The sequence below is a fragment of the Pricia sp. genome (genome assembly GCF_041745955.1).
In the GTDB taxonomy this organism is placed as follows: domain Bacteria; phylum Bacteroidota; class Bacteroidia; order Flavobacteriales; family Flavobacteriaceae; genus Pricia.
The window spans coordinates 16163-39198 of the sequence record NZ_JBGTHY010000204.1 but is presented as its reverse complement, the minus strand read 5'-3'; the positions used below and the strand labels follow the sequence as shown (position 1 = coordinate 39198).

2 protein-coding genes are annotated in these 23036 nt (G+C 47.5%); both read left to right on the top strand.

Going from position 1 to position 23036, the window contains the following annotated elements; translation table 11 throughout:
- The first annotated feature begins 71 nt into the window (after positions 1-71).
- A complete protein-coding gene (locus ACEW8S_RS07240) occupies positions 72-22298 on the top strand; it encodes a malectin domain-containing carbohydrate-binding protein (protein WP_373517497.1) in 22227 nt (7408 codons plus the stop codon).
- Positions 22299-22580: 282 nt separating this feature from the next.
- Positions 22581-23036 (top strand): hypothetical protein, encoded by a 456-nt coding sequence (locus tag ACEW8S_RS07235; protein WP_373517496.1) that lies wholly within the window; start codon positions 22581-22583, stop codon positions 23034-23036.

Below are 23036 nucleotides of genomic sequence, written 5' to 3'. Positions count from 1 at the left end.
GACGGTTTAGACCATCCAAATAGAAAATTTATAAAAATTGCCCCCGCTAACCATGTTAATACCAACCGTATATGAGAAAAATTACCTTAATCTCGTGTTTTGCACTCTTTTCGTCCCTCGCATTTAGTCAAACCCCATGTTCCCCGGTAAGTCCGTTGGACTGTTCCGAAGTGGATGTAAATCTACCGGTCAATTTGAATTTCAACGGCACCGATGGAGGAATCCTCAACACTGGTTTTACAATGGTGGATCCGCCCTCGGCCAGGTTGGCTTCAGATGATGCCGGAGCAGATCCCGATATTCCGGGACTCTTGACGGCCAATCTTGCGGTTTCGGGAGGTTGGTTGGATGTAACCGCCACCAACGGGATAAACTTCAACCAACTTTCGGGCTCTCCGAGTAGTACCCTTACGAATTCACAGATGAACGCTTTGGGAGTGGGGTTCGGTGCCGGACCGAATGTCATCGACGTTTCCGCGACGATTGCACAGCCCAATTTTGCGACTACCACCAATAGTGGTTCGAACGGGTCGCAACAAGCGGGGATATGGTTCGGTCTCGACGAAAATAACTTTGTCAAATTGGTCGTGGTAAAGGCATCGGCAACCCAGCAGAAAATACAAATGGCCTTGGAGCAGACCGATCCCGGTAATTCGGCCAATCTGATTATTACGGAGTTCAATACGGCTAATTTCAATATAAGCGGAATCACCGATATTACCTTTAGGATATCCATTGACCCTACCGATAATTCAATCAGAGGATTTTATGCTTTGGATAACGGTAGTGAAGTACAAGTGACCGGGGGAACGGATTTCCTTGCGGCCCCTGATACTTTTTTTGACGGTGTTGACCACGACAGCAATATTGCAACAGATAGATTGGCCTATGCAGGTATAATGACCTCCACAAGAAGGTCTACTGGAGGCTCTATGGTCATCTCATATGATTCTTTTTACGTTCAGGAAGTCATAGCTCCTTTTCAGGCGCATGTTAACTTTCAAGACGAAGCCACTGTACCTCCATCAGGATATTCTGCCGATTTTGGTTTGGGCTTTCCTGCTGTTCCAGTACAGGGCGATTATGGCTGGAAGAAGGCTGATAATCTAACTTCAATTGATGTAAACGGGACGGAGAGCGCTGGAAGAAACAGAATTACGGGAACATATGACACAGCATCTCTCCAGAATAAATTAGAAGGTACATTAGTGCATTTTCAAGGAGATAATATTGCTAGCTGGGCCGGACAGAATAGAGGTAATGAACTTATCTGGGAGATGAAGGTGCCGAATGGCACTTATGATGTTACCGTTGGACTTGGAGATAAGAGCAGTTCTACCGATAGTAGGCATAGCGCTACCATTGAGGGATATACTATTATACCAGCTTTCGTACCAGCTTCGGGTCAAGTAAAAACCGAGACCATGACCGTCTCCGTTTCCGACGGTTTTTTGACCCTCAACGGGGTAGGTGGCTTCAATTCCAAGGTGACACATATTGATATTTTGGAAAGTACCGGTAGCCCGGTAAACGGTAGCCTGGCATTCGACCCGGCAGCGGTTAGTCCATCTTTGGCCGCGGGATCGACCGGAACCTTTTCCAGCAATCTTTCTAGCGCAGGAGCAGCGGGCGTTGCACTGACCATCGACGATAATATAGATGAAACCGGTTTTAACGATTGGATGAACCTACCGCCAGCTGATTTGGGACAGGTGGATTTCAATATGGATGCCACAAGTTTGGCTATTGGCGATACCAAAAACAGTTCTATAATTGCTACGGCCAAAGGTTCAACTCCCGCTATTTTGACTGCGAATTTTACGGTCACCGCTCCTGCGAGCACGGAGACCGAAATTTCGACCTTTGCGCTGGCCGAAGAGACCGCTGAGGCGATTATCGGTCCGGGCACAATTGATATCGAGGTGGCCACTGGTACTGATTTGAACGGGTTGGCACCAGCGATTACCCTTTCCGCTGGTGCCACCGTTACCCCGGCTTCCGGCGATACGGTCGATTTCAGTGCCGGTACGGTAACCTATACCGTGACCGCCGAAGACGATACGACTACACAAGATTGGGCGGTGACCGTTACCGAGTCCGTCTTGGCTAATTCGGCACCGACCATAACCAGTGCGGCAACTGCCAGCGTGGCCGAAAATCAAACCTCGGCCATCGATGTCGATACCAGCGATGACAACGATTCTGAAGGGTCCGGACTTCAATATTCCTTGACCGGCGCGAACGACGATGCCCTGTTCGAGGTAGATGTTGTTACAGGTTTGGTCACCTTTAAAACGGCTCCTGATTTCGAATCGCCGAACGACGCTGATGGAGATAATAGCTTCGATATACAGGTAACGGTAATCGATTCAGGTGCTCTTTCCGCTCTTCAGGATATCACAATTACGGTAACCGATGTTCCAGAGGCGGATACTGCTCTGGTCATCAACGAAATTATGATAAATCCTGCTGCGGTTACCGATACTGCGGGTGAATGGTTTGAACTTTACAATCCCGGAACAGAGGATGTAAATATTAATGGATGGATTATTAAGGACAATAATGCCGACTCTCATGAAATTACTTCGGATGGCGGTCAATTGCTTATTCCCGCATCGGGCTATTTGGTGCTGGGCAATAATTTGGAAGTTGGTACCAACGGCGGGAAAATTGTGGATTATCAATATAGTGGCTTCATATTGGCAAACACTGGTGATGAAGTGGTATTGGTCGATGACGCCGACAATGAGATAGACCGCGTTGATTACGATGGTGCTACCTTTCCTAATCCACAAGGGGCCTCTATTGCTTTAAACGCACCGACCGAAGACAATGCTATTGGTAGCAATTGGTCTGCCGCTACCGCAGTGTTCGGTATTGGTGATTTGGGAACTCCGGGTATTGCTAATGTGGGGAAGGCCAATGAATCTCCCGTCATTTCCAGTTTGGATGCTCTTGAAGTGGAGGAGAACCAAACCGCTGTTCTTGATTTGGAGGTAGCCGATGATTTGGATTCCGAAGGTTCCGGAATCACATATTCGTTAAGTGGAGGTGTTGACGATACGCTTTTTGCTATAGAAGCGGACACAGGGGATTTGACCTTTTTGGTCGAACCGGATTTTGAGACCCCTACTGATGTTGGAGCTGACAATATCTACGATATTCAGGTTACCGTTACGGATTCCGGTACTCTTACAGCAACACAGGATATCGCCATTACTGTTACCGATATAGACGAAATAACGCCGTTCCTTGCCTTTATAAACTTCCAGAACAATCCTTCCAGTACTGTACCCCCTACGGGCTATTTACCGGATTATGGGAAGGATTTTGGGAATGCAGCTGTCACCGTAAATGGTACGGATTATGATTTTGGTTGGAAACTTTTGTCAGATAATAGTCCGTGGGATGCTTCCGATGAAGCTCCTAGTAATTCTTCTGGAGTTGGAAGAATGCGATTAGCGGATATTGGGACCTATAATGGTGCGGATATTCCAACAAAATTAACAGGTACTTTGGTTCACTTCCAAGGGGATAATATTGCTGGATGGGGAGATGGAGAACCTCGTAAAAATGAATTGTACTGGGAGCTAGTTGTTCCAAACGGTGTTTATGCGGTTACCCTTGGACTTGGAGATAAGGCGTCTAACAATGTAGACAGCCGCCATACGGCAACCTTGGAAGGCTATACGATTATCCCAGCATTCCGTCCTGCTGATACAGAGACTAGGGTAGCGACTATTATCGTAGAAGTTACCGATGGGGCTTTGACCATGAACGGTCTGGGCGGATTTAATTCCAAGATCACACACATAGAAGTTGTGGAGAGTACAGGTACTCCGGTAAATGGAATATTGGCCTTTGGACCGAATACGGCCAGTGAAACTTTAGAAGCAGGGGTAATTGGTTCTTTTACAAGTACGCTATCAGGAGTAGGTGCCACCGATATCACCTTGAATATAGAAGACGATCCTATCAATGTTGAAGCTGGAAATTCAAATGACTGGTTAAGTCTACCGGCAACGGATGTGCCGGGGGAATTTGTTTTTACAATCGACGCTAGTACTTTAAGTGCTGCGGATACAAGAAACAACAGAATCATAGCAACTGCTACGGGCTTTACCCCGGCCATCTTGGATGCCGATCTTACCGTAACGGAGGCTCCTATTGTATTTCTTTCTGCTCCGTTCCGTATGAACGTTGCAGGTACAGAGTATACCAGGGATGCTGATGTATATCAGGCAGAAGACTTGTCTTTCTTGGTAGAAACCCAAGTAACAACAGTTTCTAGCACTGCGTATAGCCCATATACAGTGCCCGGAGGACATACTGACCTGTATTACCCAAGAAGATATGGGCCTGAGTTCAGTTATAATTTTCCTATTGCCAACGGTAACTATACCGTAGCTGTTCATATGGTCGAGAATTTCCAAACAGCTGCAAATGCGAGAATATTTGACGTTTCCTTTGAAGGGGATGTACTTATAGATGGTCTGGATCTGTTTGCAACTTATGGCAAGGGAGGTTTAGCTATATTAAGTTTTGATGTTGAGGTTATCGATGAAGAACTTAATATTGACTTTTTAGCTTCCGTAAATAATGGTATCGTCCAAGCTATAGAAATTTTACCTGTGGCACAAAGTAATGCGACTGATATATTGACTTTTGTATTGGACGGAGTTCAAACGGGTGCTGCTAGCATAGATACGGATTTAGGCGCTATTGCCATAGAAGTGGCCAATGGTACCGATTTGACAGCACTTTCTCCTACAATCACCCTATCGGATGGGGCTACTATACTGCCAGCTTCTGGAGAAGCGCAGGACTTTAGTACTGGTGCTGTTCCGTATACGGTCACCGCTGAAGATGGGACTATAGAAGTCTATAATGTAACGGTAACGGAAGCATTGCCGCCTGTAAATACTCCTCCCGTTATTACGGCTAATCAGGTTTTTTCCATAGGGGAGGCTTCTGGTTTAGACGCTGTTGTAGGTACCGTGGAGGCTATAGATGATGATGATGCTCTTACTTATAGTATTACAGATGGTAATACGGATGGCATTTTTTCGATTGGAGAATCTACCGGTGAAATTACTATTTCGCAGCTTGTGGATTATGCGGCGGCGCAACAGTATACGCTTACGGTAGAAGTAAGTGATGGGGCGAACGCTGTTTCGGATCAAATCACCATCGATGTTTTAGATACTATATGCAACCCATTAAGCAGTTTGCCCTGTGATCAGGTAGCAGTACAGACGCTACCATTGAACTTAGATTTTACGGTTGCCAATGGCAACTTATCGCAATCCGGTTTAACGACGGTCTTGGCACCTAGCGCCAGACTTGCTGGTGATGATGCTAGTATTACGGATGCGCGTATACCGGGTTATGCGCCAGATCTAATAGCACAGGATGCCAATGGATTGACCATTACCAGTACTAAGGGTATTTTCTTTAGTCAACTACAAAATATAGGGAGGATCCCTAGTAGTGCCAATACCAATTCACAGCTCAATGCCATGGGTGTTGGTCTAAGTGCACCTGCTTCTACTTTTAGTGTGAGCACGACGCTAGTTGTTCCCGATTTTTCTGCCAGTGCAGGAAACAGTTCGCAACAAGCAGGTATTTGGTACGGTTTGGACGAGGATCGCTATGTAAAACTGGTTCTTTCAAAAACGGGGGCCACGAGCCAGAGAGTACAGCTGCAAGTAGAGGATCTAACGAACAACCCAGGATCTATCGTGGAGGTGAATATGGACGGTTTTTCATTTACCGTTGGGGAAGCGCTAAAGTTGCGATTGGAATTTGACCCTATAGCCAATACGGTACAAGGGTACTATACCTTAGGAACGGGAACGGAAGTGTTGGTGACCAATGGTAGCGCAGATTTCATTGCAGTCCCCGAATTTTATTTTGATGGTACATCCTACGATACGGCGAACCCTACTGCCTTATTGAATTTTGCTGGGATCTTTACCACGCATCGCAATGCGGCAGCGGACCAAAGCCTCGATTTCTTGTTTAAGGATTTTGCTATTGAAGAGGTCACTGCTCCACTGAGCGATCAGGCGGAGATCTTAACTTTTGCGATAAACGGGATAGATGGTACCATAGCGTCGACCGGGACCGATACGGGTATAGTAGCTTTAGAGGTTCTCAATGATGCAGATCTTGCAGTTTTAATGCCTATCATAACGGTATCTGATCTTGCGGCAATTGCTCCTGCATCAGGAGACGAGGTTGATTTCACGAATCCGGTGGACTATGTAGTTACGGCAGAGAATGGTGCTACCAAGACCTGGACCGTGACGGTAACTAAGGAGGATCCCCAGACTGATACCTTCGCTTTTATTGAAAATTTCGATTCTTATACACCTTCCACAGGTGATTTGGATGCCATCTCCAATGGAGATTGGGTGAAACAAACTGGCGATGAAAATTTGGAAGGAATTCCGGTGCTTAATGAGGGACTTACGCCTGGTACTTCCTTCTCGCTGGAGATAAACAATACAAATGCTATTGCCGTACACGATTTTCAAAAGTTGATTGATGCACCTGTTTCTTTACAGGCGAATGTGCCTTTCTATTATGGCACCTATTTTAACATAGCAGAATTAGGTGGTAGCGAAGGAAATCGGATCCGGGTCGCTATTAGGGTGGATGATGATGGGGGAGAAGCTACGGCTTGGGTAAGACATATCATTGGACGCTATGGAGGGAATATAAATGCTCGATTAGGACTTGGAGGTTCAAATTCCAATAGTGGTGAAACCACTATTGGTCCAGACCAGTTATTTCAATTCGTAGTAAAGGGCGTATGGGATGGCGTAGATTCTATTTCTTATGAATATACTATTGCGCCAACACTAACCGAAGGCGATAATGTCTGGATACCAGCTTCCGATACACAAGCGATAAACGGCACTCCTAAGCTGGGAAGAATTTTTATAAGCTCTACCAGTACGGCGAATAATGGCAAAATAGGCCCGATTCGTCTAAGTACAGATTATGCTCAGGTGGTAACAGAAGATATTATTGAAACTCCTTCCCCTTGTAGTCCATTCAGCACTCTGCCTTGTGATCAAATTGTTACAAGCACTTCTGTCGACTTGAATTTTGATGGAACTGGAGAAGGCCTTAGCAACACTGGCTTTACAATGGTAGATCCCTATTCGGGAACGCGAGTTGCGGAAGACGGTGCACCTAGTAATACGGATGTACCTGGATATGAGCCAGGAAACCTATCCGTTTCAAGCGGCAACCTAGTAATTACAGCAAATAAAGGGATTGCCTATTTAGATAACAATGCCCAAATAAATACAGTTGGGCTTGGTTTACAAAATATCAATTCCCCTATTACAATAGAAACAAAATTACTTGGTATTACAACTGGTGGTAATTCTGCTCAGGCAGGTCTCTGGTTTGGTATTGACGATGACAACTTTGTGAAGCTTGATGTAAACAATAATAATATTGAACTTCGAGTAGAAAGAGCTGGCGCTTCTGCAAATAATACAACAGATCAGCTTCAAGTAAATGCGACTGCTTCTACGCAAGATGTTGTTTTGGAGATGGTCGTCGATCCAACGGCCCTATCGGTAGAGGCTTTTTATACGGTAGGAACTGGATCGAGGACTTCTTTAGGAAGCTTATTGATTCCTTCAAATTATGTTACGGGAAAAGAAATTAATCCGGAAGTAGGAAACGCGAGCTTTGCAGGAGTATATGCTACGTATCGAAATGGCACCCCTCCTGGAGCAATATTCGATGCCACTTTTGACTATTTTAGAGTTTCGGAAGAAGCTTCCCTCTCTTTTGACGTTGCAGAATTAAACTTCTCAGGAGAAACTGGAGAAGTAATTCCTTCACAAACGGTTACTTTATCCGCAAGTTCGGGCACTCCTACTGTTATTTTAAGTGATGACCCAGATGCGGCTTCTTGGTTGATATTGCCAACAGACCCGGTAATCGGAGCTTTGGCATTCGGAATAGTAGAAAACTTGCCCCCAGGAAACTATAGTACTACGATTTTTGCCATTGACCAGCCTGATTTAGGGTATACCAATGGTGAACTGCAGATAAATCTTGAAATTACAGAACCCATAAATGATTTTGCGGTGAATATCAATTTCTCCGATCCAGCAACTCCTGCCCCCGAGAATTATGAAAAAGATGCAGGTGACACGTACGGTGATAGGGGTAATGGTTTTGCCTATGGATGGTTGGATGCCAATACGTCGGCACCCGCCAATCTTACATTGAACGGAAGAAATAGGGAGGTAGCAGGAGTTAGTGTTTTGAACAATACGCTTAGCCATATGCAATACGGGGACGTGTCCACAAATGCTGCCAATGGATACTTACCGGATGCCAAATGGGAAATTGAGGTTCCAAATGGAACTTATTTGGTGACTGTATTCGTTGGAGATCCGAATGTTGATAATCCGGCAGCCAATATTCCTGCCCATCGAATCAATGCAGAAGGTATAAATGTGGTGGATAATTACATACCAACTGGTGTTGTAGGCGCGAGTACAAGATTCACTTCTCAAAGTGCCACCATAGCGGTTTCCGATGGTAGATTGACTTTAGACCCCTTAGGAACAGGTGGTAAGAATACCAAAATAAATAGTGTACAGATTGTAGCCACTACGGGTGGTGTTCAAACCCCAAGAGTAGCAGGAGTTACTCCAGTCGATGGTGCTACAGGAGTACCTGTGAATACGAGTATTTCTGCGAATGACCTGGTTTTGCCAAATGTTGACGATTTAGGTAACGCAGGGGTAGACAATAGCACCATAACAAATAATACGGTTAAATTGATCAAGGTTCAAAATGGTAACCAAGTATTGGCCAGTGTTAATGGAACCGGGGGTGGTGATGCCATTAATTTGGTCCCTACTGCACCTTTAGAGGCCAATACGGAATATAGATTTGAGATTGATGGCGTATTGGACTTAGTAGGGGAGCCTTTTGAGGTCTTTGCTTCTACCTTTACTACTGGAAGTGGTAATACCGGACCTATAACGGACTTGGACAATGTTTCCTTTGCCAATGCAGGGGCAGTGGCTTCAGGTAGTAAATATTCAACACTTACGATTGGCCCAGATGGAAAATTATACGGCCTACAGATAAATGGCGATATCGATAGATGGTCCATAGAAAGTGATGGTACACTATCTGGTTTAGAACAATTGGATGCTTGGAAAGCCAATTATAATAACAACCGTACTTCAGTGGGCTTGACATTTGACCCCGACGCTACGGCTCAGAATTTGATCGCCTATATTTCCCATAATTCTGGTGGCCTGAGTGGTGCCCCTGCCTGGGATGGTAATATTTCAAGACTTACTGGAGCGAACTTAGAAACAGAAGCTTTAATAGTCACTAATTTACCAAGGTCTAAAAAAGACCATTTAACCAATAGCATCAGCTTTAAGCCAGGAGAGCCCAATGTGCTCTATTTCAATCAGGGTAGTAATAGTGCTGCCGGTGCTCCGGATAATGCTTGGGGAAATAGAAAAGAACGATTACTGTCTGCTGCCGCTTTGCGTTTAAATCTAGACCTTTTGCCGGAAGGCAACTGGCCTTTAAATGCTAAAACCACGATGGACCCAGCAGCAATTAACAATGTTGATGTGAATTCATCGACTTTGGTTTCTACTGTGGGCACCTACACTGAGGACGGAGAAACATTTACGGATAATGGTACTTATAATCCTTTTTACGTAAATGCCCCATTGACTTTATTTGGCACAGGAATAAGAAATGCCTACGATTTAGTCTGGCATTCTAACGGCCAATTGTATATTCCAACTAACGGAACTGCCGGAGGAAGTAATGCCCCAGCCTCCATAGATGATACAAGAAGACCAAATGGTAGTTTTTACGATCATGATGCGGTAAGTGGTAATTATCCGATAATTCCGGCTTCCAATAATAACAATGTCCAAAAAGACTGGTTGTTTAGATTGAATCCTGCCAATCCTCTAGGGTATTATGGACACCCGAACCCTTTACGAGGCGAGTTTGTGCTAAACCGCGGAGATGCGGATGTCAATAATACGGTTTATAATGGCGTTGTGGCCGATATAAACTATCGAGGCGATGCTTTCGATTTTGAGAATAATAAGTCTCCAAACGGGGTTATTGAATATAGCAGTAATGCGGAGAACGGAAACCTTACAGGAGCTCTGTTGGTTGTGCGCTATAGCGGTGGCAGTGATATTATTGCCTTGGTTCCAGATGGCCCAAATGGTGATATTGCCACATTTAAGGAGGGTATCCCCGGATTTACCGGTTTCGGTGATCCCTTAGATTTGGTGGAAGATGTTACCAACGGAAATATCTATGTTTCAGATTATGGCAGAAGCGAAATAGTGCTTCTGAGACCTAATGCTCAGGCAGCGCCAGAAGCCTTAATTGTTTTAGATACAGAAGAGGTAGTTGGGGATGCGGTGACGAGTAGTGATTATAATCAGGAGATCTTATTATCAAACCTTGGTAATGCTACCTTAACTGGTATTTCAGCTCAGATTACAGGTACTGATAGCGGCCAGTTTCAAGTAAGTGGTTTACCGCTCACTTTAAATGCTCAAAATTCCGATGCCTTCAATATTATTTTCACACCTACTTCCATTGGGCCCAAGACTGCCCAATTGACTATTTCGGGAACGGGTGTTGAAGACGTAATTATCCCTTTAAATGGTTTAGGAAAGCTAGGCTTAGGAGGTTCTAATGAACCATCCTTACAATGGCTTTTAGATACAAGATTGGGTAGCGGAGCCGTTGATGTTGGCGATGAAAATGCTGCTACAAATGTGTTTGATGTTAGTGGCCTTACTGTGGGTAGTGATGCTTATAAAGCAGCTCTAAGCGGAATGTTGGGCGATGAACTTGATATTCAAAGCTTTGAAAGAGCAGTAGATGCTCCGGTTACTTTGGAATTGTTAAGTGTTTATGGTCCAACTGGTTCAAATCCTGTGGTTGCTTTTGGGTGGTATGACACTGGTAATGCTTCCGCTCTTAACGAGCTGATTACGGTAACCAACGATCCTACAAGCAATGGACAGCGACTAAATCCACCCTTAACGGGCCTAGGTCAGTTTGATCCTGGTACCCAAAGCTTTGGTTTCTATAGTGAATGGCCGTTCTTTGGTAATCGTAAGTTGTTCAGTGAAGATGCATTGAATACTTTTCCTGACGCGATTCCACATCATGTACGTGTATACGCCATGCCAGACGAAACCGATGCCTATATCATAGCCACAGAAGAACATATAAGTGGATTTGATTATCAGGATATCGTAGTCATTGCGAGAAACATTAAGCCTGCTGGTGAGGATCAATTGGTAGCTTGTTCTCCAATTAGTACCTTGGATTGTGAAGAAATTACGGTGACGCTTCCATATAGTCTAGATTTTGATGGAACAGAGGGCGGTTTATCCAACACTGGCTTTACCATGGTGGATAATCCATCGGTTCGACTTGATTTGGATCTGCCTATCTCAAACCCTGATGTATTAGGTTATGAGCCAGGCAAAATAAGTCTGGGCAATGGCAATCTTGTTTTAGAAGCTAATAATGGTATTGCCTTTAGAACAGAGGGTGCTGGAAACACTCAAAGTACAGATGTCAATTCCCAGGTGAATACGTTAGGAGTAGGATTTGATGCGGATACCTACGGGAATTTCAGCATTACCACTACCATAGTGAATCCATATACGGATGGTAGCAATAATTCGGAACAGGCCGGACTTTGGTTTGGATTGAATGAGGATAACTTTGTAAAACTTATAGCAAATGGTAATGGACAATTAGAGCTAAGATCTGAACTAAACGGACTTTCAGAGAATGTTGATCAGGTTATTGCAACGGTAGAGAATTTAAATACCAGTACGGTACAATTGCGACTGTTTGTTGATATGGATAACAATGCACTAGTGGCCTCCTATACCTTAAACAGTGGATTGGAAGTGGAACTTGGAGGTCTGCCCCTGCCCTCAGAATATCTAGCCGGAAATGCCTCCTATGATAATCAAAGTTTTGCCGGGATCTTTGCTACAAAAAGACGTGAAACATCGGCCAATGTGGTCTATACTTTTGAGGATTTTGCTATTGCTCCGGAGAATCCGGTTGCTTTGGTAGCTACTCGAATCAATGCTGGCGGTACGGCGACTTATACAGATGCTCAGAGCAACCTATGGGAATTGGATGAAACATTCTTGACCGGTAATTCAGAAGTATCATTTAAGACATTTGATGTTGCAGGCACAGCCGAAGATCCATTGTTCTTGGAATATCGTTTCTCGAATGATGATGCCGGACAGCCAGGTACGCCTTTCGGATACGCTATTCCAGTAACAGGCACAGGTCCTTATACCGTTAAACTATATTTTATAGAACCTTTCTTCGGTATCCCGGGAGGTGGACAAGGAGGTACAGGAAGTCGTGTATTTAATGTCGCAATAGAAGATGGACAAGCTTCACTTACTAATTATGACCTAAACGCACAAGCAACCCCAGGTACTTTGATTACGGAGACATTCTCCGATATTGCCGTGACAGATGGTAATTTAACGATTGACTTTACAGCCGTTACCAATAATGCAATTATTTCAGCAATCGAGGTTATCGGTTCCGAATCTATCGCTCAGCCTTTCTTCGCCAACGTGAATCCAGCGGACAATGCCACCGATGTGGCCATCAACGATTTTCAGATTACGGTAGATGTGGTGGTACCCGTTGGATATGAGCTGGACAAGGCTACCTTGGTCGGAAACGTCAACCTTTACGAAATCGTAAACGGTAACGAAGTATTGGTTCCCTCCAATTCCAATGATACGGGCGGTGGCGATGCCATTACCTTGACCCCGCTTAGTCCACCGAAAGCCTTCACCAATTATCGGTTTAAGCTAACTAGCGGCATCGAGGCGAACCGGTTCGGTGACCTTAACGATCGCTTGCCGTTCGTGGCTTTTGAGTCCGATCTGACGACCGGTGATGAAGAAACCGTGACCCCGCTCGACCTAACTGGAGTGGAGTTCACCAAAATTGAGGGTGGCACCGTCTTGGGCGATGGCACGCTAGACCAAAGGTTCTCCAGTCTGGCCGTAGGTCCCGACGGCAAATTATATGGCAGCACCATCGGTGATTTTGCCTCCGATGGAAAAATATACCGCTGGGATATGGCGGCGGACGGTACGCTTGAAAATCTGCAGATACTTTCCCCGGTACTCCAGGGTGCCCCGCATCCGGTTAACGGCGCTAGGAACAATAACGACCGCCTGATCATCGGTTTTGCCTTCGACCCCGCGGCGACGGCTGATAACTTGATTGCCTATATCACCCATAGTTTCGCTTCCGAAAGTAGCGGTCCGGAATGGGACGGGGTACTTTCCCGTCTGAGCGGCCCCGACCTTAGCGTAGTGGAGGATCTGATCATCCACTTGCCACGATCTTCAAAAGACCATTTGACCAATAGCATCACTTTTGACCCACAAGGCCAGATGTATATCAACCAGGGCAGTAATTCCGCCGGGGGCCAGCCCGATGGCAGTTGGGCCTTTAGACCGGAACGTTTGTTAACGGCGGCGGTCCTAAAGCTGGAATTGAATAAATTGCCTTCCAACTTGCCTTTTAGTGCGTACACCACCGATGATATTGGGGTCATAAATGCAGCTTCGTCGACGAGTTTAACGATGAGTGATGGTACGTACAACCCGTATGCTACCAATGCGCCATTGACCTTATTTTCTACTGGGGTACGCAACGCATACGACTTGGTATGGCATAGTAACGGCTGGCTGTACGTACCCACGAACGGTACGGCCGGCGGTTCCAATACCCCTGCAACGGCAAGCTACCCGTTGGCGAGAAGGATAGATGGACTTACAACTATTCCTTCCGCACCGGCTACAAATAGCAACGAGACCCAAAAGGACTGGCTCTTCAAGACCAAGGGAGGCTCGTACCACGGACATCCGAACCCGTATCGCGGAGAGTTTATTTTGAACCACGGCGGTGCCCCTTACAGCGGCGTTCCCGGCCAGCAGGAAGCCAGCCATACCGATGTGGCCAAATACCCCGATAATTTAGGTCCTGACCCAAATTACAGGGAACCGGCCTACGATTTCGAGTTTAACAAATCGCCCAATGGCGTCATCGAATACAAAAGCGATGCCTTCGGAGGCAAGTTACAGGGCCTTTTGATGGTCGTACGTTTTAGCGGACAGGACGACCTGCTCGTCATGCAGCCCGAAGCGAACGGCAATATCGGCAACGTGAACGGTGACGTACCCGGAATGGGCGGTTTTGACGATCCGTTGGACGTGGTCGAAGATCCCGAAACCGGTAATATCTACGTTTCCGAGTACGACCGTAGCGGTAACGGCACGCCGAGGCTGACCTTGCTAAGGGCCACTGTACCTGCAACTACAGGGCCTAAAATTGTCGCTGCCCCGAACGAACTTATTTTCGAGACCACGGTAAACAACGAAGGCAACAACACCGATACCAAAACGGTAGAAGTGACCAACGATGGCAACGAGGTACTCAATATTTCGAGTGCTTCGATAACTGGTTCGTTCGGCGATCAGTTCGAAACAGTACAACCAGCCGGAGCTATAACTATCAATCCCGGGGAAAGCCAAATATATACGGTGACCTATGCCCCGGATTTGGACAATACCGACCTGGGTTATCAGGAAGCCAGTTTGACCATTACCAGTGACGCTACCGAAAATCTGACCTTCTCGGTAGGTCTGCATGCCCTCAAAAAACGCGGTTTCGAGGGCGGTGAGGAACCGGCCTTACAGGATGTTGTCGATGCCTTGGGTATCGGTATCGATGTAGGATGGACTTCCCTGGCCAATGGCGTGGACCCGAACCCAGTAGGTGACGAGTCGGAGGTGGAACTGTGGATCAAGGCCAACGATGCGCCTATCAATGTGACCCCAGTAGGACGCTATTCCCCCGGAGAAACGCTTCCTTTCGGATGGTATACTAACGATAACGGCATAGTAGCGACGAACGAAGTCGGTATTTTGGCGGACGGTATCGAGAATGCACAGACCTTGTTCCCACCCATCGGTTCGGGAGAGGCTTCTTTCGATCCGCAGGGTTCCGTATTCGGTTTCTATGTGGAATCGAATACCTTCAACAGGTTGAGCTATACCCAAGATGCGGTCAATGCCACGCAAACCGGCGGGGTAACGCACAGAACCCGAATTTATCCCATGGCCGATAGAAACGGTAATCCGATAGAAAACAGCTACTTGATTGCCTTTGAGGACGCTTCCAACGGCGATTATCAGGATTACATGTTTATTATAGATAACGTAATTCCTTTCGAGAGCGGTCTTTTGGCCTTGGAATTTAATAAAGGGGAGGTAGATTTTATCGCTTCCATTAATCAAGAGGATATTCCAGTTCAGCAGGTAATCCTATCCAGAAACGGAGGCATAACCGCGGCCGGAATCGAACTGGAAGCCTCGGAGGCATGGGTCGTCGTTCCGGAGAATTTCGAACTCGGTACTTCCTTTGATATCGGTGTGGATGTGTCAAGCTTGTCCATAGGTTCTTACCAAGCGACTATCACCGCAAAAGCCCCGAACTATGAGGATGCCGTGGTCAACGTAAGCTTGGAAGTTACCAACGAACTGGTCTATACCTACCAGTTCAATTTCCAGGATCCCGATGACCTAGAAATTTCCCCCGCTGGCTATATCGATGATATCGGAATGCCTTACAGTGTTCAAAGTACGGCCAACTTGGGCGACCTGACTTTCGGTTGGGTATTACCCGCCACCTTGACTCCTGCAGATGCCGGTGTGAACGGAAGGAATAGAAACACGGGCACAAATGATGATGCCCTGTCCAAAACCTTTACCATAATCGGTCACCGAACGGCTGCCGATTTCCCCACTAGGGATTGGGTGGTAAACCTTCCGAATGGCACGTACTCCGTCAATATGAGTGTCGGGGGAGATCCGCAGTTTTCCGATAGCAACCATGTACTGGATGTCAATGGGGTAACCGTGGTCGACTATGACCAACAAAGTATAGTGCCCGAAACCTTCGAAAATTTCGAGAATACCAAGTTCGTCGACGTGACGAACGGTACGCTCCGATTGGCATTGGCCGCTGGCGGCGAAAATGCCAAGGTAAATTACATCCGTCTGGCGCCGATAGACGCCTCCCTACTTCCGCCGACCATTATCGCCACTTTTGACGGCAATGAAAGTGGACCCGATATTTACAGGGGTACGGTCAACATTACCTTGGAAGCCACTGACAACAGTGAAAGCGGTGGAATCGCCAGCTTGGAATATGCGCTGGACGGTAACACTGCCGTAAGCTACGACCAGCCGATTTCCGTAGGGGGCGAAGGGCCGCATAGTTTGGTCGTAACGGCAGAGGACAACAATGGAAACCTAATTGAAAAGACTTACGATTTCAGCATTGAGGCTCCGACAGGTGCCCTCTTGGCCATCGAGAATATGACCAAGGTACCGGGCACGGACCGAGGTTTCCCTGCGGATGACTATTATACCTTCCACCGATTGGGCAATCCCGGTGAGGGCCTCGTTCACGATGCCAACGTCATGCGTTTGAACAATACGGGAACGGGCGACCTGATCGTTACCGATGCCATCGTATCCGATACCAACGATTATACGGTTGAAGTACTGGACAACACCGGTGCCTTAGTCGCATTGCCGGTTACGATAGCCCCCGGAAGTTTTGCCGATCTCGACATCACCTTCATCGGAACCACCGGCAACGGTAACAACGGAATTTTCGTCGAAAACATTGAAATCGTTTCCAATGCGGACAATGCGCTTGAAAACACCGCGGTGCTACACGGAGCCTATTCCCCACAACCGGAAGGTGGCGACGAAATCAATGCACAGGAAGTTTTTGATGCCTTTGGTTTCCAATCCAGCATGTTGAGCATTGTTAATGATCAGGGCAACATCACCCCGCCTAACGATATTCGGTTTAGGCCGAGTTCCAACTATCCCGATCCGGCCAATATCGATGCCGGTTACGAAGGCGATATGATTCTGTCATCGACCTTCGTTCAGGCCGATCCCAACAAGCCGGTCATCGGAATCCAGATTTCCGCCCTACATGGCGGGCCCGGATCCAACGGTGCCAGATTTGTGGCGGTCAATGGTACCGGTACGGTCGGGGGAATCAATTTCTCCCACGATGCCAGGTATTACCAGACCCTGTTGCCCAAGACTGGGGCAAACATCAATTTTGATACGGCCAATTCGATCAACGGTCCGTTTAGGATCGCCGTTTCTAACTACTTGAGCAGTGGTGGTAACGATATTAATGGTAACCGACCGGATCTTTTGGGCTTACGAATCTATAAGGTCATCGATCACAAAGGCAACGTCGTCCCGAACGAGTATATCGTTTTGCAGGATTTCGTACAAGGGGGATGCGGTGCCGGATCGGCCAACTGCGACTGGAACGATAATACGTTCTACTTTATCAATATCCGTCCCGAAGGCGTGCCTACCGCACAGCCTACCGAGGCCTATTTGGCCAATGTGGGAGAAAATCTCGATTTGGATATTGCGCAGTATTTTGACAAGGGATATCCCGGGAACAGTTTGACGATCACAGCATCCGTAGCGAACGGAGGCCTGCCGACTTGGTTAACGTATAACACTGTTGACGGAACGCTGTCCGGTACACCACCGGCCGATACGACCGGTAGCATCGAAGTGGATTTTGATGCCGTAGACCCGAACGGATTGACAGCTTCCACCACTTTGATCATCAACATCAACGAGCCTCCGGTAGCGGTCGACGATGAGGTGACCACGACCCAAAATGTGGCCATCCTCCTTGACCAGTTGTTGACCAATGACTCCGAGCCGAACGCACAGGATATCCTAATCACGACGGTCGACACCCCTCAAAACGGTACGGCCGAACTGCAGGTGGACGGTCTGTCCATCCTGTACACTCCCGAAACGGACTATGTTGGTTCCGATAGCTTTACCTATACCATCGAAGATGAATCCGGATTAACGGCATCTGCCAACGTTTCCATCACGGTTACGCCCGAGAACCAGGCACCGACCGCTCTGATCGTCACCAATGTCGACGGAGGTCCCGCCGCCCTGTTCGTAGAATTTACGGGCAGCGGTTCTACGGATGAAAATCCCGCTACGCTGCAATATGAATGGAATTTTGGGGACGGCGTAGGAAGTGCTTCAGATGCCGATACCAGCTATACCTTCACTTCCGCGGGAGTGTTTACGGTAAGCCTGACGGTAACCGATGACCAAAGCCTTTTCGATGTCGCTACGACCGTGATTACGGTTTCCGCACCGCCGAACACGGGGCCTACCGCAGTAGCCAGTGCAACACCAAACAACAGCAATCCGTTGCAATTCGGTTTTGATGGCAGCGCATCTACCGACACCGAAGGTGCGGTCAGCTATCAGTGGAATTTCGGGGACGGCAATTCCTCTTCCGAAGTATCCCCGAGCCATACCTACGCCCTGGCCGGTACCTACGACGTAAGTCTTACGGTTACCGATGAAGGAGATCTGACGGATGCCGTCACCCTTCAGGTGGTTGCCGAAGAGCCGGTAACCAACGATTTTGCACTCCGTATAAATGCGGGCGGACCACAGGTCGTACACAATGGGGAGACTTTCTCCGCGGATCAGAATTTCGTAGGGGGTAAAGTGTACGTGAACACCAGTGCACAGGTGCCTGCGTTATACCAGACCGAACGTAGCGCTTCGCCGCCGACCTTTGGTTACAACATTCCATTGGACAATGGAAGATATCAAGTAAGCCTTCATTTCGCGGAAATCTATCATGGTGCTACCGGTGGTGGTACGGGTGGAAACGGAAAACGTGTTTTCGACGTGACCTTGGAAGGTGATATCGTACTGAACGATTATGACATCAATGCCGATGTCGGAACTCAGACCATCGTAACAAAAATATTCGAGATAACTGTCGAAGACGGTATTTTGAACATGATTTTCGATGCCGCAGGCAGCGATGGGGTCGACCAACCGAAACTATCGGCTATAACGGTACTGGGTATCGACGATCCGATTGTGGAATGCGAGCTTCCCGAGGAATGGGCGAACTCCGACATAGGCGCAGTAGCTGCCGATGGGGAGACCTGTTATGATAACGGCCGCTATGAGGTCAGTGCCTCCGGTGTCGATATCTGGGGCAGCGCCGACGAGTTCCATTATGTGTATCAACAACTTGAGGGGGACGGTGAAATTATTGCACAGGTAGTAAGTTTAGATCCGACCAATATTTGGGCCAAAGCGGGCGTGATGATGCGCAACGACTTGGACGCCAATTCCGCTTCGGCGATGATGATCATCGCGCCCGATCCGCAAAGTTTGGGCGGACCGGGACACAGTTTCCAGCACAGGCCTTCAAAAGGCGCAGTGATGGGCGGGGCCAACTTCACCACTCCGGCATTGGTGCCGGGCGGTTTCCCCCATTACGTGCGAATGGTGCGTTCGGGCAATACCTTTACGGGATATATCTCCGAAACCAACGGAAACTGGACTTCAGTCGGTTCGGTGAACATACCCATGAACGAAAGTATCTTCGTAGGTCTGGCGACGACATCCCATAATGATGGTACCTTGACCAATGCCGTATACGAAAATGTCGAAGTGATCGATACCGCTATATCCAACGCTGCTCCGTCGGCAGTGGCGGAAGCTACACCCTTGAGCGGTGAGGCTCCCTTGCAGGTAAGTTTTACGGGCAGTAATTCTACCGACGACGGAAACCTTGGCGAACTATCCTATGAGTGGACGTTTGGCAATGGCGATACCTCCACCGATACAGACCCGGTTTACACCTTTGACACTCCGGGTACCTACACCGTAACACTGATCGTATCAGATGCCCAAGGCCTCGAAAGCGAACCTTCTTCGGTTACCATAGAGGTGGAACCGGTAACGGTGAGCGACTTTGCCCTACGTATCAATGCCGGCGGACCCGCACTCGTCCATAACGGCGAGACTTTCGTTGCGGACCAAAATTTCGTTGGCGGAAAATCATATACCAATGTGAACGCCACCTTGCCGGTGCTTTACCAAACGGAGCGCAGTGCTTTGCCCCCGAACTTTGGGTATGAAATTCCATTGGAAAACGGTACTTACAAGGTTACGCTGCATTTTGCGGAACTATTCTGGGGCGCCAACGGTGGCAAGCCCGGGGGAGTCGGCACGCGTATTTTCGACGTGGTTATGGAAGGTAACACGGTACTCAACGATTACGATATCATAGCCGATGTAGGGTCGCAGACCGCGGTAACCAAAACCTTTGATGTGGTTATTCAGGACGGAACCTTGAGCCTGGCCTTGGATGCCGCAGGTAGCGATGGAAAGAACGAACCCAAACTATCCGCTATCGAGATTGTCAGTGTTGGAACTACCAATGCTGCACCGACGGCAGTGGCCAACGCCGATACCGATAGGGGTGAGGCGCCTTTACAGGTCAGTTTCAATTCCAACGGTTCCGACGACGATAAGGCTATTGTTTCCTATCTATGGGATTTCAAGGACGGTACGACATCGACGGATGAAGATCCGCAGCATATCTTCGAGACCCCGGATGTCTACACTGTAAGTTTGACCGTTTCGGATGCCGAGGGCGAAACCGACGAGGCCATCGTTACCATTACGGTCGATGAACCTGTGATCAACGATTTCGCCCTTCGTATCAATGCGGGCGGGCCACAGGTCGTACACAACGGCAATACTTTCTCCGCCGACACCAATTTTGTGGGCGGTAAGGTATACGAGAACAATAGTGCTACCGTACCAAGCTTGTACAAGACGGAACGAAGCGCGTTACCTCCCAACTTTGCATATAATGTCTCTGTTGACAACGGTAATTACCAAGTGGTACTCCATTTTGCCGAAATCTACTGGGGCGCCACAGGCGGTGGTACCGGAGGTATCGGAAAACGGGTGTTCGACGTCGCCTTGGAAGGCAACACGATATTGAACGATTATGATATCAATGCCGATATAGGTCCGCAGACCGTGGTGGTCAAGACGTTCAATGTTGCAGTAACCGATGGGGTTCTGAACCTGGCTTTCGACGCGGCAGGTAGCGACGGCGTCGACCAGCCCAAAGTATCCGCCATCGAGATATTGGGTGTGGGATCGCGCAAACTGGATCCCGTAGTGGACGCAGGTGCCGATTTCGAAGTCACTTTACCGACCAATGTCTTTATCGTGACCGGCAGCGGTAGTGACCCTGATGGCGGGTCTGTAACCTATCAGTGGACTCAGGTCAATGGACCGGATACGGCTTTGCTCGGTAATGACGATACGCTAGAAATGACTGCAGAGGTACTTGTGGAGGGTAGCTATACCTTCCGGTTAACAGTAACGGATGATGAAAATGTCAGTGCCTTCGATGAGGTTACCGTAACGGCCGTCAACCCGAATCTTGAGGAGGTTTGGTTAGAGGCGGAATGTGCCATCGTAGGTTCGGGTTGGACCACAGTGAACGATGGAAGCCAATCGGGCGGACAGTATTTGTCCCCACCCTCGAATTTCCAGTCCTCGCCCTCGAACAATGCCAGTTCCATCGTAAGCTTTGACTTTTTGGTGACTGCGGGTACGTACAAAATATTCGGACTCGTAAAAACTCCGAGTGGAACCCAAGACAGTTTCTGGGTGCGTGTCAACGGTGGTGCATGGGTAAGATGGAACAGTATTCCACCAAGCAACAATTTCGCTTGGCACAGGATCCATCTCAACGAACAGTTGAGCCAGCCGCGGAGCTTCGAATTTGTCGAGGGCGTAAACCGAATAGATATCGGTCATCGAGAAGGCGGGGTAGGGCTTGATAAGCTGTACGTTACGCAAACCGACGATATCCCTACAGGTTTGGGCGGGGCATCGACAAATTGTGGGGAAGTTAACCCATCGTTTGATTCCAACGTGATCGCCGGTAATTCGGGCAACGCTAATAAAACGGTGCCTGTAGCGTATAACGATCCGATTCCGAACGAGGTAAGCATGTATCCGAACGCCGCGGTGTCGAGTACGCAGATCACGATGTCGAATCCCGAAGCGGATATCACCAAGCTCTATGTCTACGATGTTTCAGGCCGTCTCATACGAAGCTATGAGGGCTTGGAACTCGAGACCAGCCCCGGTGCCTATGTACTTCAGGTCTCGAATCTCAATAACGGAATCTATCTCTTAAGAATGATGGCCACTGACGGCAATATCTTTGACGAAAAGCTGGTGGTACGACATTGATATAGTCCACATTAGAATTACCAAGCTATACCAGGGAAGGGAGCAGTTTTTACTGCTCCCTTTTTTTGCTCCCTACATCCAAAACCATCATTTTAAGAATTTTACCACCGGCATTACCACCTTAAATCTACTGGTGTTTTATCGATATTACGTACACATTGCTAGAATAATATACAATACAAAGCAAAAAAAACAGTTATAGACTGGTAAAACCATAAATTGTAAAATTTGATGCGGATTGCCTATTTATTTTTTACGATTAAAACTTAAACTGTAAATATTATGGCTATTGACTACGTAGGTATTGGCGGTAATGAAGTGAAAGGCGATGCTAGCGAAGCCTTGAATGACATACCTCAGAACAGAACCCTGATTGCAGGAAAACTTACCCCGAAGGCTCCGGTAAAACCCGAAGTAGTAGAAGGACTTCATACGGTAGAAGATGTTTTCGATCATTTTGAACCGGAACTTAAAATACCCTTTGAAAACAAAGATGGGGGTACAGTTAACGAAAGCCTTAAATTCAGGAGTTTAGGCGATTTCGGCAAGAAAGGCATTATCAACAACAGTAGTTTTTTAAAGGAGCTTGAAATTGAGAGTGACCAGTATAAAAACATTATCAAACAATTGAAGACCAATAAAATCCTGAAGGCCGCTCTTGAGGATGCCAATGCCAAAAAATCTTTGGTCGATACTATTGATGCCCTAATCGAAGAAATCAAAACCAATAAACTATAG

What these genes read in the sequence shown, in the direction of transcription:
- ACEW8S_RS07240 (WP_373517497.1), top strand. Translation starts at nt 72, where the DNA reads ATGAGAAAAATTACCTTAATCTCGTGTTTTGCACTCTTTTCGTCCCTC.
- ACEW8S_RS07235 (WP_373517496.1), top strand. Translation starts at nt 22,581, where the DNA reads ATGGCTATTGACTACGTAGGTATTGGCGGTAATGAAGTGAAAGGCGAT.